24 protein-coding genes (1 of these 24 only partly in view) are annotated in these 24219 nt (G+C 70.2%); 22 read left to right on the top strand and 2 right to left on the bottom strand.

From position 1 onward, the window contains the following. Positions 1 to 28: 28 nt before the first annotated feature. Complete coding sequence (locus tag SACMADRAFT_RS17170; RefSeq protein ID WP_040925739.1) at positions 29 to 706, bottom strand: MBL fold metallo-hydrolase; 678 nt, start codon at positions 704 to 706, stop codon at positions 29 to 31. A 162-nt stretch (positions 707 to 868) separates the two neighbouring features. Here SACMADRAFT_RS17170 and SACMADRAFT_RS17165 point away from each other — a divergent pair, with 162 nt between their 5' ends. Genes SACMADRAFT_RS17165 through SACMADRAFT_RS17150 form a run of 4 tightly spaced genes read left to right on the top strand, consistent with a single transcriptional unit; the run spans position 869 to position 5936 of the window. Further along, positions 869 to 2038 carry an acyltransferase family protein gene (locus SACMADRAFT_RS17165; RefSeq protein ID WP_040926529.1) on the top strand — a complete coding sequence of 390 codons (1170 nt, stop codon included), beginning with the start codon at positions 869 to 871 and terminating at the stop codon, positions 2036 to 2038. A gap of 53 nt (positions 2039 to 2091) precedes the next feature. Beyond that, positions 2092 to 4950, top strand: coding sequence for an excinuclease ABC subunit UvrA (uvrA, locus tag SACMADRAFT_RS17160; protein WP_009155097.1), 2859 nt, complete (start codon positions 2092 to 2094; stop codon positions 4948 to 4950). 59 nt (positions 4951 to 5009) lie between these two features. Beyond that, entirely contained in the window at positions 5010 to 5477 is a 468-nt protein-coding gene (locus SACMADRAFT_RS17155) for an SRPBCC family protein (RefSeq protein WP_009155096.1), read from the top strand. 60 nt (positions 5478 to 5537) lie between these two features. Continuing rightward, positions 5538 to 5936: a RidA family protein gene (locus SACMADRAFT_RS17150; RefSeq protein ID WP_009155095.1), complete on the top strand. Its 399-nt coding sequence runs from the start codon at positions 5538 to 5540 to the stop codon at positions 5934 to 5936. 152 nt (positions 5937 to 6088) lie between these two features. Here the strand turns inward: SACMADRAFT_RS17150 and SACMADRAFT_RS17145 are convergent, their stop codons facing one another. Beyond that, a complete protein-coding gene (locus SACMADRAFT_RS17145; RefSeq protein WP_009155094.1) occupies positions 6089 to 6457 on the bottom strand; it encodes a DUF1844 domain-containing protein in 369 nt (122 codons plus the stop codon). 260 nt (positions 6458 to 6717) lie between these two features. On the opposite strand from SACMADRAFT_RS17145, the gene infC reads away from it, so the two are divergent. From infC to tyrS, 18 genes are all read left to right on the top strand, one after another. Continuing rightward, positions 6718 to 7296 (top strand): translation initiation factor IF-3, encoded by a 579-nt coding sequence (gene infC / locus SACMADRAFT_RS17140; protein WP_040925738.1) that lies wholly within the window; start codon positions 6718 to 6720, stop codon positions 7294 to 7296. Between the two features lie 104 nt (positions 7297 to 7400). Then, on the top strand, positions 7401 to 7595 hold the full coding sequence (gene rpmI, locus SACMADRAFT_RS17135; protein ID WP_009155092.1) for a 50S ribosomal protein L35: 195 nt from the start codon (positions 7401 to 7403) through the stop codon (positions 7593 to 7595). A gap of 71 nt (positions 7596 to 7666) precedes the next feature. Next, on the top strand, positions 7667 to 8044 hold the full coding sequence (gene rplT, locus SACMADRAFT_RS17130; RefSeq protein ID WP_009155091.1) for a 50S ribosomal protein L20: 378 nt from the start codon (positions 7667 to 7669) through the stop codon (positions 8042 to 8044). Further along, on the top strand, positions 8041 to 8853 hold the full coding sequence (locus tag SACMADRAFT_RS17125; RefSeq protein ID WP_009155090.1) for a TrmH family RNA methyltransferase: 813 nt from the start codon (positions 8041 to 8043) through the stop codon (positions 8851 to 8853). The genes rplT and SACMADRAFT_RS17125 overlap by 4 nt, the downstream gene beginning before the upstream one ends. 102 nt (positions 8854 to 8955) lie before the next feature. Next, positions 8956 to 10023 (top strand): phenylalanine--tRNA ligase subunit alpha, encoded by a 1068-nt coding sequence (gene pheS, locus SACMADRAFT_RS17120; protein ID WP_009155089.1) that lies wholly within the window; start codon positions 8956 to 8958, stop codon positions 10021 to 10023. Then, the gene (gene pheT, locus SACMADRAFT_RS17115; protein WP_009155088.1) at positions 10023 to 12572 is read left to right on the top strand and encodes a phenylalanine--tRNA ligase subunit beta; all 2550 of its coding nucleotides are present in this window, start codon (positions 10023 to 10025) and stop codon (positions 12570 to 12572) included. The genes pheS and pheT overlap by 1 nt, the downstream gene beginning before the upstream one ends. A gap of 149 nt (positions 12573 to 12721) precedes the next feature. After that, on the top strand, positions 12722 to 13750 hold the full coding sequence (argC, locus tag SACMADRAFT_RS17110) for an N-acetyl-gamma-glutamyl-phosphate reductase (RefSeq protein WP_009155087.1): 1029 nt from the start codon (positions 12722 to 12724) through the stop codon (positions 13748 to 13750). Further along, positions 13747 to 14898: a bifunctional glutamate N-acetyltransferase/amino-acid acetyltransferase ArgJ gene (gene argJ, locus SACMADRAFT_RS17105; RefSeq protein ID WP_009155086.1), complete on the top strand. Its 1152-nt coding sequence runs from the start codon at positions 13747 to 13749 to the stop codon at positions 14896 to 14898. Before argC ends, argJ begins: the two co-directional genes overlap by 4 nt. Continuing rightward, entirely contained in the window at positions 14895 to 15815 is a 921-nt protein-coding gene (gene argB, locus SACMADRAFT_RS17100) for an acetylglutamate kinase (protein WP_009155085.1), read from the top strand. Before argJ ends, argB begins: the two co-directional genes overlap by 4 nt. Further along, positions 15815 to 16999 (top strand): acetylornithine transaminase, encoded by a 1185-nt coding sequence (locus SACMADRAFT_RS17095; protein WP_009155084.1) that lies wholly within the window; start codon positions 15815 to 15817, stop codon positions 16997 to 16999. Before argB ends, SACMADRAFT_RS17095 begins: the two co-directional genes overlap by 1 nt. A gap of 5 nt (positions 17000 to 17004) precedes the next feature. Beyond that, the gene (argF, locus tag SACMADRAFT_RS17090; RefSeq protein ID WP_009155083.1) at positions 17005 to 17928 is read left to right on the top strand and encodes an ornithine carbamoyltransferase; all 924 of its coding nucleotides are present in this window, start codon (positions 17005 to 17007) and stop codon (positions 17926 to 17928) included. Beyond that, positions 17925 to 18446 (top strand): arginine repressor, encoded by a 522-nt coding sequence (locus SACMADRAFT_RS17085; protein WP_009155082.1) that lies wholly within the window; start codon positions 17925 to 17927, stop codon positions 18444 to 18446. Before argF ends, SACMADRAFT_RS17085 begins: the two co-directional genes overlap by 4 nt. Continuing rightward, the gene (locus SACMADRAFT_RS17080; RefSeq protein ID WP_009155081.1) at positions 18430 to 19641 is read left to right on the top strand and encodes an argininosuccinate synthase; all 1212 of its coding nucleotides are present in this window, start codon (positions 18430 to 18432) and stop codon (positions 19639 to 19641) included. The genes SACMADRAFT_RS17085 and SACMADRAFT_RS17080 overlap by 17 nt, the downstream gene beginning before the upstream one ends. A 9-nt stretch (positions 19642 to 19650) precedes the next feature. After that, a complete protein-coding gene (argH, locus tag SACMADRAFT_RS17075) occupies positions 19651 to 21078 on the top strand; it encodes an argininosuccinate lyase (protein WP_009155080.1) in 1428 nt (475 codons plus the stop codon). Positions 21079 to 21264: 186 nt separating this feature from the next. Further along, a complete protein-coding gene (locus SACMADRAFT_RS17070; RefSeq protein ID WP_009155079.1) occupies positions 21265 to 22140 on the top strand; it encodes an LLM class F420-dependent oxidoreductase in 876 nt (291 codons plus the stop codon). Positions 22141 to 22156: 16 nt separating this feature from the next. Next, positions 22157 to 22498 (top strand): DUF1905 domain-containing protein, encoded by a 342-nt coding sequence (locus SACMADRAFT_RS29185; protein WP_332307134.1) that lies wholly within the window; start codon positions 22157 to 22159, stop codon positions 22496 to 22498. Between the two features lie 100 nt (positions 22499 to 22598). Continuing rightward, the gene (locus SACMADRAFT_RS17065; protein ID WP_009155078.1) at positions 22599 to 23216 is read left to right on the top strand and encodes a DNA-3-methyladenine glycosylase; all 618 of its coding nucleotides are present in this window, start codon (positions 22599 to 22601) and stop codon (positions 23214 to 23216) included. Between the two features lie 15 nt (positions 23217 to 23231). Then, on the top strand, positions 23232 to 24219 hold the 5' portion of the coding sequence (gene tyrS / locus SACMADRAFT_RS17060) for a tyrosine--tRNA ligase (protein ID WP_040926527.1). It continues 287 nt past the right edge of the window; the window shows 988 of its 1275 coding nt (coding positions 1-988); its start codon is at positions 23232 to 23234; its stop codon lies off the right edge, out of view.

The raw sequence follows: 24219 nt of genomic DNA, 5'->3' as shown, positions 1-24219 counted from the left end.
GTGGGCGGCCGGGCTTGCTGCCTTCGGCTCACCAGCCGCGCTCGCGCCACTGCGCCAGGTTCGGACGCTGCTCGCCGAGTGTGGAGTCGTCGCCGTGCCCGGGGTAGAACCACGTCTCGTCGGGCAGCACAGCGAAGACACGCTGCTCGACGTCGTCGATGAGCGAGCGGAAGTCCTGCTGCGAGTTGGTCTTGCCGACCCCGCCGGGGAACAGCGAGTCGCCGGTGAACAGGTGCGGGTGCCCCTCGGGGTCGCGGTACAGCAGCGCGATGGAGCCAGGGGTGTGCCCGCGCAGGTGGATCACCTCGAGGGTGCACTCGCCGACGGCCACCGTGTCCCCGTGTTCCAGCAGGAAGTCGGGTGGCACGGGCAGCGGCTCGGCGTCGGCGGGGTGCGCGGCGGTGTTGGCGCCGTAGGCACCGGCCACGGCGCCCAGCGCCTGCCAGTGGTCGGGGTGCTGATGGGTGGTGACGATCGTTCGCAGCGAAGGGCGGTCGTCGCCGTGGCCGATGAGGTCGGAGATGCGCTCGGGATCGTTGGCGGCGTCGATCAGCAACGCCTCGTTGCTGGCCCGGCAAACCAGCAGGTAGGCGTTGTTGTCCATCGGGCCGACCGACAACTTCGTGATGGTCAGTGCGCCGAGGGTGCGCCGTGCGGCGTCCCCTCCCGGCTCCACGTGGCCGGTGTACTCCTCTACGACGTTCACGCGGCACACCGTAGTCGGTTCGCGAGCCCCCATCGAGCGCCGGTGGGGTCGCCCATTAGTGTTCGGGCACCCGTCGACCCGAGGAGAGGTGTGACCACTGGCGCCCGTCTCGGCACAGCGTCGGCTGTGTCACCGGGGTCCCCGAAGACCTCGGTGACCTCGGTGACCTCGCAGTCCTCACGGAAGCTGAGCTGGGACGCCATCCGCGTGGTCGCCATCGGATTCGTCGTCATCGGGCACGTGGCCGGGTTGGCGTCGCTGGTTCCCGGTATCGCGCCGTATCCGGACGAACTGCGGGCACTGCGTATCCCGTTCGGGACGGTGACGCTGCTGGTGCTTTCCGGTTACTTCGTGGGGCCCACGCTGCGGCGCGGCGACGCGGGGCGTTGGTTGCGTGCGCGGCTGGCGAGATTGCTGCCCGCGTACCTGGCGGCCGTGCTGGCCACCTACGTCGTCGCCCGCCTGGTGGTGGTGGAGTTCAACGGCTGGTACCACCACGACGGACTGTACGGCCTGCTGTTCGCGTCCCCGGTCGTCCCGGAGGAGCCCGCGCCGGGCACGCTGCCGCCGTGGCACGTGCCCGACCTCAACGATTTACTGCTGAACCTGCTGTTGCTGCACGAATGGAACCCCGACTTCTACCATCGCATCGACGGCTCGTACTGGACGTTGCCCGTGCAGGTGGCCGCGTTCGCCGCCGCCGCGCTGCTGTGGCGCTCCGGGCTGCGCAGCAGGTTCCGCCCGCACACCGTGCTGTGGGCCGTGACGCTGGTCTCGGCCGTCTCGCCCGTGCTGAGCCTGCTCGTCAGCACCCTGCCAGCGGCGACCGGACTGTCCCGGGCCCACTTCTTCGCCGCCGGGCTGGCGATCTGGCTGTGGCAGGAGCGAAAGCTCGGTAGCGGGCACCTGGTCGGCCTGCTGCTGGCGACGTTGGTGCTGCATGCCGTCTGGACGAGCCCGCCGGTGCCCGCTTCGGTGGCCGGTTTCGCGATCATGCTGGTGGCCATGTGTTTCGCGGCCAGGGGGCCGGACTGGGATCTCGGCCCGCTCGCACGGCTTCGGCGACCGATCTCGTGGCTGGCAGGCATCAGCTTCGGGCTGTATCTGGTGCACCAGCAACTCGGTTACGTCGTGGCGAGGTTGCTCACCGAGGCCGGAGTGTCGGCGTGGTGGCTACGCTTGACACTGGTGGTCGGCTTCGCGGTGACGGCCGCGTGGCTGCTCACCGTGCTGGTCGAGCGGCCCGCGTACCGGACGCTGACCAGGCCGTCCCGGCGGGCCGCGGCGACGGTGGGTCCTCCGCCGTCCGTTTCTGTCGGTGGCTCGCCCTAGCATGGTGTCGGCCGGGCTTCCCGGCCTTCCACAGACCAGTTGAAGGGACCCCGGTGGCTGATCGCCTTGTAGTCCGTGGCGCCCGCGAGCACAACCTCCGCGGCGTCGACATCGACCTGCCTCGGGACAGCATGATCGTGTTCACCGGGCTGTCCGGCTCGGGCAAGTCCAGCCTGGCCTTCGACACGATCTTCGCGGAGGGGCAGCGCCGCTACGTGGAGTCGCTGTCCGCCTACGCCCGCCAGTTCCTCGGGCAGATGGACAAACCCGACGTGGACTTCATCGAGGGCCTTTCGCCCGCGGTGTCGATCGACCAGAAGTCCACCTCCCGCAACCCACGCTCCACCGTAGGCACCATCACCGAGGTCCACGACTACCTGCGACTGCTGTACGCCCGCGCGGGCAAGCCACACTGCCCGCAGTGCGGCGAACCGATCAGCAAGCAGACCCCGCAGCAGATCGTGGACCAGGTGCTGGCGATGGAGCCCGGCACGCGATTCCAGGTGCTGGCGCCGATCGTGCGCGGCCGCAAGGGCGAGTACGTCGACCTGTTCGCCAACCTGCAGCAACAGGGCTACGCGCGCGCCCGCGTCGACGGCGCCGTCCACTCCCTCACCGAGCCACCGAAGCTGAAGAAGCAGGAGAAGCACGACATCGGGGTCGTCGTCGACCGGCTCACCGTCAAACCCACCTCCAAGCAACGACTCACGGACTCGGTCGAGACCGCGCTTCGGCTTGCCGACGGCCTGGTGGAACTGGAGTTCGTGGACCTGCCCGAGCACGACCCGCACCGGGTGCGCGGCTTCTCCGAGAACCTCGCCTGTCCCAACGGTCACGCGCTGGCGATCGAGGACCTGGAGCCGAGGTCGTTCTCGTTCAACTCGCCGTACGGCGCCTGCCCGGAGTGCACCGGTATCGGGGTGCGCAAGGAGGTCGACCCGGAACTGGTCGTCCCCGACGACGAACTGTCCCTCGCGGAGGGCGCCATCGCACCGTGGTCGGGCGGGCAGAGCGCCGAGTACTTCCAGCGACTGCTCGAGTCGCTCGCGGAGACCATCGGCTTCCGTACGGACGTGCCGTGGCGCAAGTTGCCGGCGAAGGCTCAGAAGGCAGTGCTGCACGGTGTCGACGAGCAGGTGCACGTGCGCTACCGCAACCGCTACGGCAGGCAGCGTTCCTACTACGCGACGTTCGAGGGTGTCATCCCGTTCCTGGAGCGCCGGCACGAGCAGACGGAGTCCGACTACGCGCGGGAGCGCTACGAGGGCTACATGCGCGAGGTGCCCTGCCCTGCGTGCCAGGGCAGCAGGCTCAAACCGGAGATCCTCGCCGTCACCCTGGAGCACTCCACGCAGGGCAGCCGTTCGATCGCCGAGGTCAGTGCGCTGTCCATCGCGGAGGCTTCACGGTTCCTGGACGGGCTGGTGCTGGGCAAGCGCGAGGCGATGATCGCGGGCGCGGTGCTGAAGGAGATCCAGGCCAGGCTGCGGTTCCTGCTGGACGTCGGGCTCGACTACCTGTCGCTGGACCGCGCGGCGGGAACGCTCTCCGGCGGTGAGGCGCAGCGAATCCGGCTCGCGACCCAGATCGGCTCCGGCCTGGTCGGCGTGCTCTACGTGCTGGACGAGCCTTCCATCGGCCTGCACCAGCGCGACAACCACCGGCTCATCGAGACGCTCACCAGGCTGCGCGACCTCGGCAACACGCTGATCGTGGTGGAGCACGACGAGGACACCATCAGGGCCAGCGACTGGGTGGTCGACATCGGTCCCGGCGCGGGAGAGCACGGCGGGACCATCGTGCACAGTGGCCCGTTCCGCAAGCTGCTGAGCAACAAGCGGTCGCTGACCGGCGACTACCTCGCGCGGCGCAAGGAGATCCCGATCCCACCGGTGCGCAGGCCCGCAGACCCCAAGCGGCAGCTGACGGTGGTCGGGGCACGGGAACACAATCTGCGCGGCATCGACGTGTCGTTCCCGCTGGGCTGCCTGGTCTCGGTCACCGGTGTCTCCGGTTCGGGAAAGTCGACTCTGGTCAACGACATCCTCGGCACGGTGCTGGCGAACAAGCTGAACAACGCGCGGCAGGTGCCGGGCAGGCACACCCGTGTGCGTGGGCTCAACCATGTCGACAAGCTGGTGCGGGTCGACCAGTCACCGATCGGCCGCACACCCAGGTCCAATCCGGCCACCTACACCGGCGTGTGGGACCACGTGCGCAAGCTGTTCGCGGCCACCACCGAGGCGAAGGTGCGTGGCTACCAGCCGGGGAGGTTCTCGTTCAACGTCAAGGGCGGGCGCTGCGAGGCGTGCGCGGGCGACGGCACGATCAAGATCGAGATGAACTTCCTGCCCGACGTGTACGTGCCGTGCGAGGTGTGCAAGGGTGCGCGCTACAACCGGGAAACCCTTGAGGTGCACTACAAGGGCAAGACGGTTTCGGACGTGCTCGACATGCCGATCGAGGAGGCGGCCGAGTTCTTCGAACCCATCAAGGCGATCCACCGCCACCTGCAGACATTGGTGGACGTCGGGCTCGGTTACGTGCGGCTCGGGCAGCCCGCCCCCACCCTGTCCGGTGGCGAGGCGCAGCGGGTGAAGCTCGCCAGTGAACTGCAGAAGCGATCGACCGGAAAGACCGTCTACATCCTCGACGAGCCCACCACCGGCCTGCACTTCGAGGACATCCGCAAGCTGCTCGGCGTGATCAACGGACTGGTGGACAAGGGCAACACCGTGATCGTCATCGAGCACAACCTCGACGTGATCAAGACTTCCGACTGGCTCCTGGACATGGGTCCCGAGGGCGGTTCCGGCGGCGGCGCGCTTGTCGCCGAGGGCACGCCGGAGCAGGTCGCGGCCGTCGAGGAGAGCTACACGGGGCGGTTCCTGGCTCCCATTCTGGGAAGCTGACCGGCAGGCTCACCGCAACCGCCTCGCTCGGCAGGTGGGTGGCGGCGGATACTGCCGCTGTGTCGGTGACCAGCTACGTGTTCCGGGCGACCTGGACGATCAGCGCTTCGCCCGATGCCGTGTTCGCCGCCGTCGTCGATGTGGCGTCGTATCCGCGGTGGTGGCCCGATGTGCGCTCGGTTCGGCCCTGCGACGACAGCGGCGGCACCGGCGGCGACACCGACACCGCGCTGTTGATTTGCCGCTCGACGCTGCCGCTGCCCATCACGGTGCGGATGAGGCGGGTTGAGCAGAACCGGCCGGAGGGCAGGGTCGCGGTCGCGCTCACCGGTGACCTGGAGGGCGTTCTGACCGGTCTGGTCGTGGCCGACAACGGCACCCGGCTGGAGATCACCCAGCGGGTGGTGGCGCGCACAACAGTGCTGCGGTCGCTGTCCCTCGTGGCCCGTCCGCTGTTGCGGGTCAACCACGCCATGATGATGCGACGTGGCTTGCGCGGGCTGCGTGCCCACGTCGCGAGCCAATGACCGGGCGGCGCCCGCGAGCGACGTCACGACCGGCAGACACCGACGGTGAAGGAGAGCAGCATGACCTCGCAGCAGCCCAAGACCGCGATCAGCACGAGCAAGGCGCCGCCGCCGGTGGCGGCCTACTCGCAGGCGGTCCGCAAGGGCAACGTGCTACAGGTGGCGGGCCAGGTCGCACTCGACCCCGCCACCGGCAAGCCGGTGGCCGCTGCGGTGGCCGAGCAGACGCGGCAGGTGTTCGCCAACCTCGAAGCAGTGCTGGCCGCCGCGGGCGCGAGCCTTGCCGACGTGCTGATGATGCGGGTGTACCTCACCGACGTGGCGCACTTCGGTGAGTTCAACGCCACCTACAACGAACTGGTCAGCGAGCCCTATCCGGCGCGCACGACGGTCTACGTCGGGCTGCCCGAGCCGTTCCTGGTGGAGATCGACGCACTCGCCGTGCTGGATCAGCGCTAGCCGGTGGACCTCAGGTGCTCGGCGCCGCCGAACTCGCGGGCGAGAATGCAGAACTCACGGGTGAGAATGCAGAACTCGCGGGCCAGGGTGCGGAACTCGCGGGTGGGAGCGGGGGACTCGCCGACGGGAGCGGGGAACTCGCGGGGAAAGGGTCAGTGGACCGGGCCGGTGTACTTCTCCCCGGGGCCTTGCCCCGGCGGGTCCGGCACGGCCGAGGCCTCGCGAAACGCCCGCTGCAGGGACTGCAACCCGTCGCGCAGCGGCGCGGCGTGCAGGCCGAGATACTCGGCGGAGGAGGTGACCAGGCCCGCGAGCGCGGTGATCAGTCTCCTGGCCTCGTCGAGGTCGCGATGCGGGCTGGCTTCCGGCTCCGCGTCGGCCAGTCCCAGCCGCTCGGCGGCGGCCGACAACAGCATCACGGCCGCCCTGCTGATCACCTCGACACTGGGAATCTCCCGCAGTTCGCGCACGTCGTGGGAATTTTGTCCCGGCTCGCCCGCGTTGACTGTGTCGTCTTGCACTTCTGGTACCCTTCCATGAGCGACCAGCCTCCGAGCGATCGGGGGCCGCAAGTGGAGCCCCGCTCCCACCCGCGTCGCCGCCGAGGCGGCCGGGTCCGGTCACGCGGCATCCCGGCGGTGGTCCCGTCGGGTGGCCGTGCAAGCGTCCGGCGAGGACCGGATGCGGATCGGATTGAGGGCCCCGCACACGGGTACGACACTACCTGTGCCGGGGCCCGTGGCATGTGGGCGCCAGGGTCGGGACACGAGAACAACGACACTTGGACCAAGGAGGCCCCATCAGCTCCGATACGCGCATCAACGAGCGCATCCGCGTCCCCGAGGTACGACTCGTGGGACCGAACGGTGAGCAGGTCGGCATCGTCCGGATCGAGGACGCGCTCCGGCTTGCCCAGGAGGCCGATCTCGATCTCGTCGAGGTCGCTCCACAGGCGCGCCCACCAGTGGCCAAACTCATGGACTTCGGCAAGTTCAAGTACGAGAGCGCGCAGAAGGCCCGTGAGTCGCGCCGCAACCAGCAGCTCACCGTCATCAAGGAACAGAAGCTGCGTCCCAAGATCGACCCGCACGACTACGAGACGAAGAAGGGCCACGTGTCCCGCTTCCTCTCCGCGGGCAACAAGGTCAAGGTGACGATCATGTTCCGCGGGCGTGAGCAGTCCAGGCCGGAGCTCGGTTTCCGGCTGCTGCAGCGGCTCGCCGACGACGTGTCCGAGTTGGGCTTCGTCGAGTCGTCGCCGAAGCAGGACGGCCGCAACATGATCATGGTGCTGGCTCCCCACAAGAACGCGAAGGCCAAGTCGAAGGCGGCCAAGGACGCAGGCGGCGACGAGGCCTGACCGCCGACATCGGCGTCGGCGAAGGCGATCTCCGCTGCGCGCGGGGTCGCCGAAACCCAGCAGCACACCGCTCGCCGGTGTGCTGCCGTCTGAAAGAGGGAAGAATGCCGAAGAACAAGTCCCACAGCGGGATGTCGAAGCGTGTGAAGGTCACGGGCAGCGGCAAGATCCGTCGCCAGCAGGCCGGTCGGCGCCACCTGATGGAGAAGAAGTCCAGCCGCGTCACGCGCAGGCTCGAGGGCACGACCGAGGTCGCCGCTGTCGACGTTCGCCGCGTCAAGCGGCTGCTCGGTCGCTGAGTCCGCGCGAGAACCCGCTCCCAACCCATCGGGGCGCCGCAGGTGCCCCCCGAGACTGACAGGATGGACCCGTGGCACGCGTCAAGCGGGCGGTGAACGCCCAGAAGAAGCGTCGCGCAACTCTCGAGCTGGCCAGTGGCTACCGTGGCCAGCGTTCGCGGCTGTACCGCAAGGCGAAGGAGCAGACGCTCCACTCGCTGAACTACGCCTACCGGGACCGCCGTGCCCGCAAGGGTGACTTCCGCCAGCTGTGGATCACCCGCATCAATGCGGCGGCCCGCGCCAACGGCGTCACCTACAACCGGTTCATCCAGGGCCTCAAGGCCGCCGGTGTCGAGGTCGACCGCAAGATCCTGGCCGAACTCGCCGTGAAGGACGCGGCGGCTTTCACCGCACTCGTCGAGGTGGCCAGGAACAGCCTGCCGACCGGCGAGCAGAAGTCGGCCTGATCAGCGACAGCTCACCCGGGCACGTCCTGTGCGGCCACAGGACGCCCCGGGTCGTCGCGGCGAGGCGCCTGACCACCCGCTCCGGCAGGGCTGAGGCCGGGCGCTTCCTCGCCGAGGGCGCGCAGGCGGTACGGGAGGCACTGACGCACGGTCGGGTGTACGAGGTGTTCGTCACCGAGGCCGCCGCCCGGCGCCACGAGGAACTGCTGCGGCGCGCACCCAAGGTTTCCCTCGTCACCCAGCGCGCCGCCGAACTGCTGTCGGAAACCGTGTCGCCACAGGGCATCGTGGCGGTGTGCGACGAGGTCACCGTCCCGCTCGCGACAGCGCTGGCGGGCTCCCCCCGGCAGGTTGCCGTGCTCGTCGGAGTCACCGACCCTGGTAACGCCGGGACAGTGCTGCGGGTGGCCGACGCCGCGGGGGCCGACGCCGTGGTGTTCGCGGGGGAGACCGTCGACGTGCACAACGGCAAGTGCGTGCGTGCTTCCACCGGAAGCCTGTTCCACCTTCCCGTCGCCAGAGAACGCGATGTGGACGCAGTGCTGGCGCAGTGTCGGCGTGCCGGGTTGCGCACCGTCGCGGCGCACGGCTACGCCGAACACGATCTCACCACGGCACCATGGCTTCGGGAGCCGACGGCATGGCTGTTCGGCAGCGAGGCGCACGGGCTGCCTGCCGAGGTGCTGGAAGCGGTCGGGACGGCCGTACGGGTGCCCATTCTCGGCAGGGCGGAAAGCCTCAACCTCGCCACGGCCGCCGCCGTGTGCCTGTACGCGCGGGTACTGAGCGGCGGCCCGGCCGAAGGGTGATCCGCGCGTGCCTGCACCGATCACATAGAATCCGCTCGTCAACCGCTCACCGTGCGCTCGCGCCGCGTGCGGCCGCAACCGTCAGCGGACGTTCGAGGAGTCATGTCCGAAACCTTCGACGAACAACAGTCGAGCCAGGCCGAGCCACTCGCGCCCGAGACCCTGCAAGCGGCGATCAAGTCGGCCGAGGAGGAGTTCGCGGCCGCCACCGACCTCGACGAGTTGGCCGCGGCGAAACCCGCCCACCTCGGTGACAACTCGCCGCTGCTGCTCGCCCGCAGGGCGATCGGGTCGCTGCCCAAGGACGGCAAGGCCGAGGCGGGCAAGCGGGTCAACGAGGCGAGGCAAGCGATCCAGACCGCGTTCGATGCCCGGCGTGCGGCATTGCAGGCCGAGCGGGACGAGCGGGTGTTGCGCGAGGAGGCCGTCGACGTCACGCTGCCGTGGGACCGGGTGCCCCGTGGCGCGCGGCACCCGATCACCACCATCGCCGAGCGCATCGCCGACGTCTTCGTCGGCATGGGCTACGAGGTCGCCGAAGGCCCCGAGCTAGAGGCCGAGTGGTTCAACTTCGACGCGCTCAACTTCGGCAAGGACCACCCCGCCCGGCAGTTGCAGGACACCTTCTACATCGCACCGGAGGGCTCCAACCTGGTGCTGCGCACGCACACCTCACCGGTGCAGGCGAGGGCGTTGCTGCACAGGGAACTACCGGTGTACGTCGTGTGCCCGGGGCGGACCTTCCGCACCGACGAACTCGACGCCACGCACACCCCCGTCTTCCACCAGGTCGAGGGGCTGGCGGTGGACAAGGGCCTCACCATGGCGCACCTCAAGGGCACGCTCGACGCGTTCGCCAGGGCGATGTTCGGCGAGGAGTCGGGCACCAGGTTCCGGCCCCACTTCTTCCCGTTCACCGAACCCTCCGCCGAGGTGGACGTCTGGTTCCCGGAGAAGAAGGGCGGTCCCGGCTGGGTCGAGTGGGGCGGTTGCGGCATGGTCAACCCGAACGTGTTGCGGGCCTGCGGGGTCGACCCCGACAGCTACTCCGGGTTCGCCTTCGGCATGGGGCTGGAGCGCACGCTGCAGTTCCGCAACGGCATTCCCGACATGCGTGACATGGTGGAGGGTGACGTCCGGTTCACCCTGCCCTTCGGAACGGAGGCGTAGTGCGGGTCCCCGTCAGCTGGCTGAAAGAGCACCTCGAGCTCAGCGACGACGTCACGGCGGAGCAGCTTGCCGACGCCTTCGTGCGCGTCGGCATCGAGGTCGACGGCGTGCACGAACTGGAAGCGGTACAGGGGCCGCTCGTCATCGGCAGGGTCGTCGAGATCACCGAGCTCACCGAGTTCAAAAAACCGATCCGGTACTGCCGGGTGGACGTGGGCGCGGTCGCCGGCGACTCCGGCGGTGACAGTGACAGCGACCGTGACAGCGAACGTGACGCTGTCGAGTCCGTGCTGCCGCCCACCAACGGCATCATCTGCGGTGCCACCAACTTCGTGGAGGGTGACCTGGTCGTGGTCGCCCTGCCGGGTGCCGTGCTGCCGGGTGGGTTCACCATCTCGGCGCGCAAGACGTACGGCCACGTCAGCGAGGGCATGATCTGCTCGGCGCGCGAACTCGGCCTCGGTGACGACCACACCGGCATCCTCGTGCTGCCTTCCGGCACGGCGGGCCCCGGCGACGACGCCCACGAGGTACTGGACTTCGACGACGCCGTGCTGGAGCTGGAACCGACCCCGGACCTCGGCCACACGCTGTCGGTTCGCGGCCTGGTGCGGGAACTGGCCTGCGCGCTGGACGCGCCGTTCGGCGACCCGGCCGCGCTGGAAGTGCCCGACGCCGACACGGACGCGTGGCCGGTGCACCTCGAGGACACCGAGGGCTGCCGCAGGTTCGTGCTCCGCAGGGTGACCGGGCTCGACGCGGGCGCGCCCACTCCCTGGTGGATGCGCCGCAGGCTGCTGCTGGCGGGGATGCGGCCCATCTCGCTGGCCGTGGACGTCACCAACTACGTGATGCTCGAACTCGGCCATCCGCTGCACGCCTTCGACACCGGGTCCATCAAGGGTGACCTGGTGGTGCGCAGGGCCAAGGCGGGGGAGAAGCTCACCACGCTCGACGACGTCGAGCGCGAGCTGGACCCCGACGACGTGGTGATCGCCGACGACACCGGGGTGATCTCGCTGGCTGGCACCATGGGCGGGGCGAGCACCGAGATCAGCCCCAGCAGCACCGACGTGCTGCTGGAGGCGGCGCACTGGGACCCGGCGTCGATCAGCAGGACCGCCCGCAGGCACCGGCTGTTCTCCGAGGCCGCCAAGCGTTTCGAGCGCTTCACCGACCCGGAGTTGTGCGCCGTGGCCGTCGAGCGCGCGGCACGGCTACTGCGCCGCTACGGCGACGGTGGCATCCAGCCGGGCCGCACCGACGAGGGGCAGGTGGACCCGCCCGCCGCCATCACGATGCCGATCAGCCTGCCCGACCAGGTGGCGGGAGTGCGCTACGAGCGCGGTGTCACGGTGCGCAGGCTGACCCAGATCGGTTGCCGAGTCGCGATCGGCACCGGTGACGACGGCACCGCCGTGGTCACCGCCGTACCGCCGAGCTGGCGCGCCGACCTGGTGCAGCCGGTGGACCTCGTGGAAGAGGTGCTGCGGCTGGAGGGCTACGACAGCATCCCGTCGGTGCTGCCCGCCGCGCCCGCGGGCCGCGGGCTCACCGAGGCGCAGCGGCGCAGGCGAGCGGTGTCCAGGGCACTGGCCGAAGCCGGCTACGTCGAGGTGCTGCCGTTCCCGTTCGTCTCGGCGTCGGTGTGGGACGCGTTCTCGCTGCCCGACGACGACGCGCGCAGGCGCACCATGACCGTGCTGAACCCGCTGGAGTCGGACAAGAACCGGCTCGCGACCACGCTGCTGCCGGGGTTGCTGGAGACGTTACAGCGCAACATCTCACGCGGCTTGCGCGACCTGGCGCTGTACCACATCGGGCAGGTCGTGCGGCCGGGGCCGCAGCAGGGTACGGCGCCCGACCCCAGGGTGGACCGCAGGCCGGACGAGGCCGAACTGGCCGCGCTGGAGGCGGCCGTGCCCGCGCAGCCGTCGCACGTGGCGGTGGTGCTGACCGGGCAGCGAAGGCGCGCGGGCTGGTGGGGCCCCGGCGAGGACGCCAACTGGGCCGACGCCGTGCAGGCCGCACGGATCATCGGCGAGGCCGCGGGTGTGGAGGTTCGCACCGAGTCGGCTGACATGCTGCCGTGGCATCCAGGCCGCTGCGCGCGACTGCTCGTCGGCGACGTCGCGGTCGGTCACGCGGGCGAGCTGCACCCGAAGGTGATCGAGGCGCTGGAGCTGCCGAGGCGAACGGTGGCGATGGAGCTCGACCTGGACGCCGTGCCGCTGGTGCGGCGCAGGCCCGCACCGTCGATCTCGCCGTTCCCGCCGGTGCTGCTCGACGTCGCGCTCGTGGTGGATGCGGAGGTCCCCTCGGCCGAGTTGGCCGACACCCTGCGCGACGGCGCAGGCGAGTTGATCGAGAACGTCACGCTGTTCGACAGCTACGCCGGTGAGCAGATCGGCGAGGGCAAGCGGTCGCTCGCGTACAAGCTGCGGTTCCGCGCGGCTGACCGCACGCTCACGGTGGAGGAGGCCACGCGGGCGCGGGACGCGGCGGTGGAGGCCGCCAAGGAGCGCTTCGGGGCGGTTCTGCGCGGCTGAGACCCGCCTCCCGCGAGTCCTGCGCTCCCGTCCGCGAGTCCTGCGCTCCGGTCGGCGAGTCCTGCGCCGCTGCCGCCCAGGCCAGCCGCACCATGTGCCGCGCTGAAACCGGTTTGATTGATTTTGCGGCGTGATGCATAATCATTCACATGACGGTAAAGGTAGCGGTCGCCGGAGCGAGCGGCTACGCGGGCGGCGAGGTGCTCCGCCTGCTGCTCACCCACCCCGAGGTGGAGATCGGGGCGGTGACGGCGGCCAGCAGCGCCGGAACGCCGCTCGGCCGGCACCAGCCTCACCTGGCCCCGCTGGCAAACCGTGTCGTCGGCGAAACCACCGCCGAGGCGCTGGCCGGGCACGACGTGGTGTTCCTCGCGCTGCCGCACGGGCACTCCGCCGAGATCGCCGCGCGGCTGAACCCCGACGTCGTCGTGATCGACCTCGGTGCCGACCACCGGCTGGTGAGTGCGCAGGACTGGCAACGGTGGTACGGCGGCGAACACGCGGGCCACTGGCCGTACGGGCTGCCCGAGTTGCCCGGTGCGCGGGAGCGGCTGCGCGGCGCGAAGCGCATCGCCGTCCCCGGCTGCTTCCCCACGGGCGGCACGCTGGCGCTGGCACCGGCGTTCGCGGCAGGCCTGGCCGAGCCCGAGGCCACGATCGTGGCGGTCACCGGCACCTCCGGCGCGGGCCGCAGCCTCAAGCCACACCTGCTCGGCTCCGAGGTGATGGGCTCGGCCAGCGCTTACGGTGTCGGCGGCGCCCACCGGCACACGCCGGAGTTCGGCCAGAACCTCGGCGCCGTCGCGGGCCGCCCGGTCACGGTGTCGTTCACCCCGGTGCTCGCCCCCATGCCGCGTGGGATCCTCACCACCGCTTCCGCTCCGCTGGCCGCAGGCGTCGACGCCGACGCGGTTCGCGTGGCGTACGAGAAGGCCTACGCCGCCGAGCCGTTCGTGCAGTTGCTGCCGGCAGGCGCGTGGCCGACCACGGCCGCCACGCTGGGATCGAACAACGTGCAGCTGCAGGTCACCGTCGACGTCGATGCCGGTCGGCTGGTGGCGGTGGCGGCCATCGACAACCTCACCAAGGGCACCGCCGGTGGCGGCGTCCAGTCCATGAATATCGCCCTCGGCCTGCCGGAGACCGCGGGGCTGCCCACCGTGGGAGTCGCACCGTGACGATCACAGCCCCGAAGGGTTTTCGCGCCGCAGGCGTCACCGCGGGACTCAAGCCCAGTGGCAAGCCGGACGTGGCACTCGTGGTCAACGACGGGCCCGGTGACGCCGCCGCCGCCGTGTTCACGACCAACCGCTGCAAGGCCAACCCGGTGCTGTGGAGCGAGCAGGTGATGGCCGACCGCAGGGCGAAGGCCGTCGTGCTCAACTCCGGCGGCGCCAACTGCTACACCGGCCCGCAGGGGTTCCAGAACACCCACGCCTCCGCCGAGCAGGTGGCCGAAGGGCTGGGAATCGGCCCGATCGACGTCGTGGTGTGCTCCACCGGCCTGATCGGCGACCAGCTCGACGCCGAGAAGCTGTCCACCGGCATCGCGGCGGCGTTCACCGAGCTGTCCGACGACGGTGGCGCCGCGGCCGCCGAGGCGATCATGACCACCGACACCCGCAGCAAGCAGGCGGTGCGGGAGGGCTCGGGCTACCGTGTGGCGGGCATGGCCAAGGGTGCGGGCATGCTCGCACCCGCGCTGGCGACGATGCTGGTCGTACTGACCACCGACGCCGACGTGGACGGCTCGACCGCCGACCGCGCGCTGCGGGAGGCGACCAGGGTGACCTTCGACCGGCTGGACTCCGACGGCTGCATGTCCACCAACGACACGGTGCTGCTGATGTGCAGCGCGGCGTCAGGGGTGCGGCCCGACGACGCGGAGTTCTTCGAACTGGTGCGGCAGGTGTGTCACGACCTGGCCATGCAGTTGCTCGCCGACGCCGAAGGCGCCGAGCACGAGATCGCGATCGAGGTCGTGGGAGCCGCCAGCGAGTCCGACGCGGTGGAGGTGGGCCGGGCGATCGCCCGCAGCAACCTGTTCAAGTGCGCGGTGTACGGCAAGGACCCGAACTGGGGACGCATCCTCGCCTCGGTGGGCACGACCGGCGCGGCGTTCGAGCCGGACGAGCTCGACGTGGCGTTCAACGGGGTGTGGGTGTGCCGGGGCGGCGGACCGGGGGAGCCCAGGGACAAGGTGGATCTCACCGACCGTGCCGTTACCGTCACCGTCGACCTCAAGGCGGGCACGGATTCGGCGACCGTGTGGACCAACGACCTCACGCACGCCTACGTGCACGAGAACTCGGCGTACTCGACATGACCGACTCGCAGTCCCTGATCGGCGCCGACGAGCGGCTGGTGAGCGCGTCGCAGAAGGCCGAGGTGCTCATCGAGGCGCTGCCGTGGCTGCGCCGGTTCCACGGCGCCACCGTTGTGGTCAAGTACGGCGGCAACGCGATGACCGACGACGCGCTCAAGCGTGCCTTCGCCGAGGACATGGTGTTCCTGCGGATCGCGGGGCTGCGCCCGGTCGTGGTGCACGGCGGCGGGCCGCAGATCTCGGCGATGCTGGACCGGCTGGGGCTCGTCGGCGAGTTCAAGGGCGGCCTTCGGGTCACCACGCCGGAGACCATGGACGTCGTCAGGATGGTGCTCGTCGGGCAGGTGAGCAGGGAACTGGTCGGGCTGATCAACGCGCACGGACCCTACGCCGTCGGCATCTCCGGTGAGGACGCGCACCTGTTCACCGCCGAGCGCAAGCAGGCCACTGTGGACGGTGAGCCGGTCGACGTCGGGCTGGTCGGGGAGGTGGCCGACGTCAACCCCGACGCGGTGCTCGACATCGTCAACGCGGGCAGGATTCCCGTGGTGTCCACAGTGGCCCCGGATGCCGACGGTGTGGTGCACAACGTCAACGCCGACACCGCGGCGGGCGCGCTGGCCGCAGCGCTCGGCGCGGAGAAGCTGGTGGTGCTCACCGACGTGGAGGGCCTGTACGCCGACTGGCCGGACCGGTCCTCACTGGTGGACCGGATCACCGCGGACCGGCTCGAGCGGATGCTGCCCGACCTGGCCAGCGGCATGATCCCGAAGATGGAGGCGTGCCTGCGGGCGGTCAACGGTGGCGTGCGCAGGGCACACGTGATCGACGGCAGGATCGCGCATTCGGTGTTGCTCGAAGTGTTCACCTCGCGGGGCATCGGCACGATGGTCCTGCCGAAGGACGGGGACGAATAGTGTCCAACCAGGACAACCAGACGCGGTGGCAGTCCGCCATGATGAACAACTACGGAACGCCGCAGTTGACACTGACCCGAGGTGAGGGCGCGGTGGTGACCGACGCCGAGGGCAACCGTTACCTCGACCTGGTCACCGGAATCGCGGTGAACGCGCTCGGCCACGCGCACCCCGCGATCGTGGCCGCCGTGACGGAGCAGGTGGCGACGCTGGGTCACACGTCCAATCTCTACATCAACGAGCCAGCCCTGACGCTGGCGGAACGCCTGCTCGAACTGTCCGGTGTGGCCGGTGGGAAGGTGCTGTTCTGCAACTCCGGCGCGGAAGCGGTGGAGACGGCGTTCAAGCTCACCCGGCGCACCGGCCGGACCAAGGTGATCGCCACCGACGGCGGGTTCCACGGCCGCACCATGGGCGCGTTGTCGCTGACCGGCCAGCCGGGAAAGCGCACGCCGTTCGAGCCGCTGGTTCCAGGAGTCCGGCACATCCGCTACGGCGACGTCGCCGCGCTGGAGGCCGAGATCGACGACGAGACCGCCGCGTTCGTGGTCGAGCCGGTGCAGGGCGAGAACGGTGTGGTCGTCCCGCCCCACGACTACCTGCGTGCGGCACGGGAGCTCACCAGCAGGCACGGTGCGCTGCTGGTGGTGGACGAGGTGCAGACCGGTATCGGCAGGCTCGGCAGCTGGTTCGCCTTCCAGCAGGCGGGCATCACCCCCGACGTGTTCACCCTCGCCAAGGGCCTCGGCGGTGGGTTGCCGCTCGGCGCCTGTGTCGCGGTCGGTGAAACGGCCTCGCTGTTCGAACCGGGACAGCACGGCACCACCTTCGGCGGCAACCCGGTGTGCTGTGCCGCGGCGCTGGCCGTGCTCGACACGATCGAGACCGAGGGCCTGCTCGAGCAGGTGAGTACGGTCGGCAAGGAACTCCGCGAGGGCATCGAACGGCTGGAGCACCCAATGGTGCTGGGTGTGCGGGGCCGGGGCCTGCTGCTCGCCGTGCTGCTGCGCGAGGCGGTCTCGGCCAAGGTCGCCGCCGCCGCGCAGCGAGCGGGTTTTCTGATCAACCCGGTGCAGCCGGACGTGCTCCGGCTCGCCCCGCCGCTGGTGTTCGGCAGGGAACAGGCGGGCGAGTTCCTCGCGGCCCTGCCCGGCGTGCTGGACGCGACCACCGAGGAGGACTGACGATCATGCCCCGCCATTTCCTCCGCGACGACGACCTCGCCCCCGAGGAGCAGGCCGCCGTTCTCGACCTCGCCGACGAATTGAAGAAGCAGCCTCATGGTGACGCGCTCGCGGGCCCGAAAGCGATCGCGGTGATCTTCGAGAAGAACTCCACGCGCACCCGGTTCTCCTTCGAGGTCGGCATCGCGCAACTGGGCGGCCACCCGGTGATCGTCGACGGCAGGAGCATGCAACTCGGTCGCGAGGAGACCATCGGCGACACCGCACGGGTGCTCTCCCGCTACGTCGACCTGGTGGTGTGGCGCACGTTCGCGCAAAGCAGGATCGAGGAGTTCGCGCACACCGCCAGCGTGCCCGTCGTCAACGCGCTGACCGACGAGTTCCACCCCTGCCAGATCCTCGCCGACCTGCAGACGGTGCGGGAACGCAAGGGCACGCTGTCCGGTCTGACGCTCACCTACCTAGGCGACGCGGCCAACAACATGGCGCACTCGCTGTTACTCGGTGGGGTGACGGCGGGCCTGCACGTCAGGGTGGCCGCGCCGGAGGGCTTCCACCCGCTGCCGTGGGTGCTGGAAGCGGTCCGCGAGCGCGCCGCTGCCACCGGCGGCAGCGCCGAGGTTTTCACCGACCCGCACGCGGCCGTGGACGGCGCCGACGTGGTGACGACCGACGCGTGGACCTCGATGGGGCAGGAGGGCGACGGCAAGGACCGCGTCACACCCTTCCAGCCGTACCAGGTCAACGCCGACCTGCTGGCCAGGACCGGCAAGGACACGATCGTGCTGCACGACCTGCCCGCCCACCGTGGCGCGGAGATCACCGACGAGGTGATCGACGGCCCCGCGAGCGCGGTGTGGGACGAGGCGGAGAACCGGCTGCACGCACAGAAGGCGCTGCTGGTGTGGCTGCTGGAGCAGCGACGATGAGCAGAGCAGGTCGCCAGGCCAGGATCGTCGAGCTGGTGTCGAGCAGGGCCGTCCACAGCCAGACCGAACTGGCGAAGCTGCTCGCGGGCGAGGGCATCGAGGTCACCCAGGCCACCCTGTCGCGAGACCTCGACGAACTGGGCGCGGTGAAGCTGCGCGGAGCCGACTCCGGTGCGCCGGTGTACGTGATCCCCGAGGACGGCAGCCCGGTTCGTGGCGTGCAGGGCGGCACGTCGCGGCTGTCGCGACTGCTCGCCGAGCTGATGGTGTCGGTGGAGCCGTCGGGCAACCTGATGGTGCTGCGCACCCCGCCGGGGGCGGCGCAGTTCATGGCAAGCGCGATCGACAGGGCCGCGCTGGAGGAGGTCGTCGGCTCCATCGCGGGCGACGACACGGTGGCGGTGATCGCACGGGAACCGCTCACCGGCAAGGACCTGGCCGAACGATTCGCGGCGTTGGCGCAGCGATCGACCCCGGACGTGACGAACGGAGACAACGACAGTGAACAGCAAGACTGACCGGGTGGTGCTCGCGTACTCGGGCGGGCTCGACACCTCGGTGGCGATCGGCTGGATCGCCGAGGAGACCGGTGCCGAGGTGGTGGCCGTGGCCGTCGACCTCGGGCAGGGCGGCGAGGACCTGGAGACCATCCGCAAGCGGGCGCTGGAATGCGGTGCCGTCGAGGCGGTGGTCGCCGACGCTCGCGAGGAGTTCGCCGACGAGTACTGCCTGCCCGCGCTGCAGGCCAACGCGCTCTACATGGACCGCTACCCGCTGGTGTCGGCGCTGTCCCGGCCGCTGATCGTCAAGCACCTCGTGGAGGCCGCCAAGTACCACGGCGCGGGCACCGTCGCCCACGGCTGCACCGGCAAGGGCAACGACCAGGTGCGCTTCGAGGTCGGCATCGGCGCGCTGGCCCCCGACCTGGACGTGCTGGCGCCGGTGCGGGACTTCGCGTGGACCAGGGAGAAGGCGATCGCCTACGCCGAGGACCGCAGCCTACCCATCGACGTCACCAAGAAGTCGCCGTTCTCGATCGACCAGAACGTGTGGGGCAGGGCGGTGGAGACCGGCATCCTGGAGGACCTGTGGAACGCCCCGCCCAAGGAGGTCTACTCCTACACCCAGGACCCGACGGTGCACTTCCAGGCACCCGACGAACTGGTCATCACCTTCGACAAGGGCGTGCCGGTGGCCATCGACGGCAAGCGGGTGACGGTGCTGGAGGCCATCCAGCAGCTCAACCGGCGCGCGGGCGCGCACGGCATCGGCAGGCTCGACATGGTGGAGGACCGGCTCGTCGGCATCAAGAGCCGCGAGGTCTACGAGGCGCCCGGCGCCATCGCGCTGATCACCGCGCACCAGGAGCTGGAGAACGTCACCATCGAGCGCGACCTGGCCCGGTTCAAGCGGCAGGTCGAACAGCGCTGGGGTGAGCTGGTCTACGACGGCCTGTGGTTCTCGCCGCTGAAGGAGGCACTCGACGGGTTCGTCGGCAAGGCGCAGGAGCACGTCAGCGGCGACATCCGGATGGTGCTGCACGGCGGCACCGCCACCGTCACGGGCAGGCGCAGCCAGGAGTCGCTCTACGACTTCAACCTGGCCACCTACGACGAGGGCGACACCTTCGACCAGTCGCTGGCGAAGGGGTTCGTGCAGTTGTGGGGCCTGCCCAGCAAGATCGCCGCGAAGCGGCAGCAGAGCAAGGGCTGAGAGGCGAGCGTGAACGACTCCGGGCAGCCCGCCCGCCTGTGGGGCGGCAGGTTCGAAGCCGGGCCCGCGGACGCGATGGCCGCACTGAGCGCGTCGACGCACTTCGACTGGCGGCTCGCGCCCTACGACATCGCGGGTTCGCGGGCACACGCCCGCGTGCTGCACAAGGCAGGCCTGCTCAGCGACGACGAACTGGCCGCCATGCTCGCCGCACTCGACCTGCTCGCCGAGGACGTGGCCTCCGGCGCGTTCGTCCCGACCGTCGCGGACGAGGACGTGCACACCGCACTGGAGCGGGGCCTGCTCGAGCGGGCGGGCGCCGAACTCGGCGGCAAGCTCAGGGCGGGCCGTTCCCGCAACGACCAGGTGGCGACGCTGTTTCGGATGTGGCTGCGCGACGCGGCACGCCGGATCGTGTCCGGCACGCTGGACGTACTCGACGCGCTCGTCGCGCAGGCGCAGCGGCACCCGGACGCGATCCTGCCCGGACGCACCCACCTGCAGCACGCGCAGCCCGTGCTGCTCGCCCACCACCTGCTGGCGCACGCGCAGTCGCTGCTGCGTGACATCGGCAGGCTGCGCGACTGGGACGCCCGAGCGGCCGAATCCGCGTACGGCTCGGGCGCGCTGGCCGGGTCGTCGCTGGGGCTGGACCCCGAGGCAGTCGCCGAGGAACTGGGCTTTCCCCGCTCGGTGGAGAACTCGATCGACGGCACCGCCTCACGCGATTTCGCCGCCGAGTTCGCGTTCGCGCTGGCGATGCTCGGGGTGAACCTGTCCCGACTCGCCGAGGAAGTCATCATCTGGAACACCGCCGAGTTCGGTTACGTGACCCTGGACGACGCATGGGCCACCGGCAGCTCGATCATGCCGCAGAAGAAGAACCCCGACGTCGCCGAGCTGACCCGCGGCAAGTCGGGACGGCTCATCGGCAACCTCACCGGCCTGCTCGCGACGTTGAAGGCGCAGCCGCTGGCCTACAACCGGGACCTGCAGGAGGACAAGGAACCGGTGTTCGACTCCGTGGCGCAACTGGAACTACTGTTCCCCGCGATCGCGGGCATGGTTTCGACGCTGACCTTCCACACCGACCGGCTGGCCGAACTGGCTCCCGCGGGGTTCACGCTCGCCACCGACATCGCGGAGTGGCTGGTGCGCCAGGGCGTGCCGTTCCGGGTCGCGCACGAGGCCGCGGGTGAGTGCGTCCGCGTGGCCGAGAGCAGGGGAGTGGGGCTGCCCGAGCTGACCGACGACGAACTGGCCCGGATCAACCCGGCGCTGACCCCTAAGGTGCGCGAAGTGCTGACGGTGGCGGGGTCGGTGGCCTCCCGTGACGCAAAGGGCGGCACCGCTCCGGCGCGCGTCGCCGAGCAGCGGGAGCGGCTGCGCGCCCTGGCGGCCGAGCACCGTGCGTGGGTGGCGGCCGAAGGTTGCTGAGGTGCAGCCCGGTCAGGGCCGGTGTGGGCCCAGCCCGACGGCAGCCGCCACCGTGGGTGCCAACGCGCGTCGGCCACGGCGGCTCACCGCGCCGCGGGCCCTGCCGCCGGCTTGACCTGGAGTGCGCTCCAGCGGCTAGCGTCGGCGGCGCAGGGATCGGCCATCGGAAACAAGGGGACCACCTTCATGGAGCTCGGCTTTCACATCCCTATCTTCGACATCGACGGTGGCACGGGCGCGATCGCCGGTGAGCTGGCCAGGGTGGGTGCCTCGGCGGAGGCCAGCGGCGCCACCTGGCTGTCCTTCATGGACCATTTCTTCCAGATCGAACCGACCGGCCTCCCGGCTGAGGCACACATGCTGGAGGGCTACACCACACTCGGCTACCTGGCCGCGCACACCTCCACGATCGAGCTCGGCCTGCTCGTCACGGGGGTGACGTACCGTCACCCCGGGCTGCTGGCCAAGATCGTCACCACGCTCGACGTGCTCTCCGGTGGCCGTGCCGCGCTCGGCATCGGCGCCGCCTGGTTCGAGCGGGAGCACCGAGGTCTCGGGGTGCCGTTCCCGCCGGTGGCCGAGCGCTTCGAGCGGCTGGAGGAGACGCTGCGCATCTGCGGCCGGATGTGGGACCCGGACGACAACGGGCCGTTCGAGGGCAAGCACTACCAGCTGGCCGAAACGCTGTGCTCACCGCAGCCGCTCCACCGGCCGAAGGTGCTCATCGGCGGCGGCGGCGAACGCAAGACGCTGCGCCTGGTGGCGCGCTACGGCGACGCCTGCAACCTGTTCGCCTCCTCGCCCTCCGACGTCGAACACAAGCTCGACGTGCTGCGACGGCACTGTGACGACGTCGGCAGGAACTACGACGAGATCCACAAGACGGTGCTGGCCAACAATCCACGGCCGAGCCCCGACACCCGTGACGAGTTCGTGCGTGCGATGGCCGACTACGCCAAGCTCGGGGTACACGCGGCCATCGTCACGCCGACCACCGGTTCACCCGCGGCATGGATCGACGGCATGGCGCCCGCTGTGGCGCGGTTGGCCGAACTCGGCTGACGGCGGGCGGCCGCGGGTGCGGCCGTCGCCAACTTGTCGGTGCCCGGTGCCATCCTGCCGGGGTGATCTGCGAATTCGAGGCGCGACTGTGGGTGTGGGCCTCCAACGCCGCGACAGCTGGAGTTCGCGACCCTGCCCGACGACCTGGCCGAGGGCATCCTGCCGCGCTGGCAGGCCCCCGCAGGGGTTCGGGTCGTCGAGGGTACGGGTCGGTATCGGCGCCACCAGGTGGTCGAGCTCCGCCTTTCCCGACCGCACCCGGGGCTACCTGCTGCCGGTCAGGCGGGCCGTTCGCGGTGCCGAAGGACTCCGCCCGGGCGATGTCGCGACGGTGAGCCCGGAACTGCTCGAGCTGTGACCCGTGCGTATGCCCCACGATCGCGGTACTAGCCTTGATCGGCGAAATGTGCGGCGAGCGGGGGTTGCGGGTGAGCGGTGGCGGCGTCGGAGAGCGGGTCATGGAACGCGAGGAACTCGCCGTTGACCCGGTGGCGCTCGCGCGCAGGCTGCTGGGCTGTGTGCTGGAGGCGCGCGGCGACGACGGTGTGGTGCGGGTCCGGCTGGCGGAGGTGGAAGCCTATCGGGGGCTGGACGACCCGGCGTCGCACTGTTACCGGGGCCGCACGCCGCGCAACGAGGTGATGTGGGGCCCCGCCGGGCACCTCTACGTCTATTTCGTGTACGGCATGCATTTCTGCGCCAACATCGTCGGCCTCACCGACGGCGAACCGGGCGCGGTGCTGCTGCGCGCCGGGGAGGTCGTCGAGGGCAGGGAGCTGGCCGCCTCCCGCCGCCCCAGGGCACGCGGCGGCGGTGCGGTCGCCAAGGGGCCCGCCGTGTTGACGTCGGTGCTCGGCATCGACAGGGACCACAACGGCATCGACCTCACCGACGCGGATTCGCCGGTGCGGCTGCTGGCAGGCAGCCCGGTGCCGAGCGACCGGATTCACACGGGGCCGAGGGTGGGGGTCGCCGCGGCGATGGACGTGCCGTGGCGGTTCTGGATCGCCGGTTCGCCCGCTGTCAGCACCTACCGGCGGGGAGGGCGGGCGCGTACGCGCGTGACGCGACCGTGAGGGATGATGCGGGACGTGAGCGAGCACATCCTTGACGAGCTGACCTGGCGCGGTCTGATCGCGCAGTCCACCGATCTCGACGCATTGCGCCGGGACCTGGACGGCGGGCCGATCTCGGTGTACGCGGGTTTCGACCCCACGGCGCCGAGCCTGCACGCCGGGCACCTCGTGCAGATGTTGATGTTGCGCCGCTTCCAGGACGCGGGCCACCGGCCGGTACTGCTCGCCGGTGGGGGTACCGGGCTCATCGGTGACCCCAGGGAGGTGGGCGAGCGGGTGCTGCACTCCGAGGAGCAGGTGCGCGAGTGGGCGGGCAGGTTGCGCGGCCAGCTGGCGAAGTTCGTCGACTTCGACCATCCGGACGTGGCGCCCGTCGAGGTGAACAACCTCGACTGGCTCGGCTCCATGACGGTGCCCGCCTTTCTTCGCGACGTCGGCAAGCACTTCTCGGTGAACACGATGCTGGCCAGGGAGACGGTGCGACGCAGGCTGGAGGGCGACGGCATGTCGTACACCGAGTTCAGTTACCTGCTGTTGCAGGCCACCGACTACCGCGAGCTGTTCGAGCGCTACGGGGTGCGGTTGCAGGTCGGCGGTTCCGATCAGTGGGGCAACATCCTGGCGGGTGTGGACCTGATCCGCCGGGTGCACGGCGAACAGGTGCATGCGCTGACCACCCCGCTGATCACCGACTCCGAGGGGCGCAAGCTGGGCAAGTCCACCGGTGGTGGCAACGTCTGGCTCGACCCGGAGCTGACCTCGCCCTACGCGTGGTACCAGTACTTCGTCAACCTGCCCGACGCGGACGTGGTGACCTGCCTGAAGCTGCTGACCTTCCTGGACGCGGACGAGATCGCGGAACTGGAGCAGGCAACGGTGACCCGGCCCTCGGCGCGTCTGGCGCAACGCAGACTGGCGCAGGAGCTGACCGACCTGGTGCACGGCCGGCAGCAGACGCGCCAGGTCGTCACGGCGAGCGAGGCCCTGTTCGGCCGGGGTGATC

It is taken from the genome of Saccharomonospora marina XMU15, assembly GCF_000244955.1.
Taxonomy (GTDB): Bacteria; Actinomycetota; Actinomycetes; order Mycobacteriales; family Pseudonocardiaceae; genus Saccharomonospora_A; species Saccharomonospora_A marina.
The sequence above is the reverse complement of the archived record's forward strand: the minus strand, read 5'-3'. Positions and strand labels throughout refer to the sequence as shown.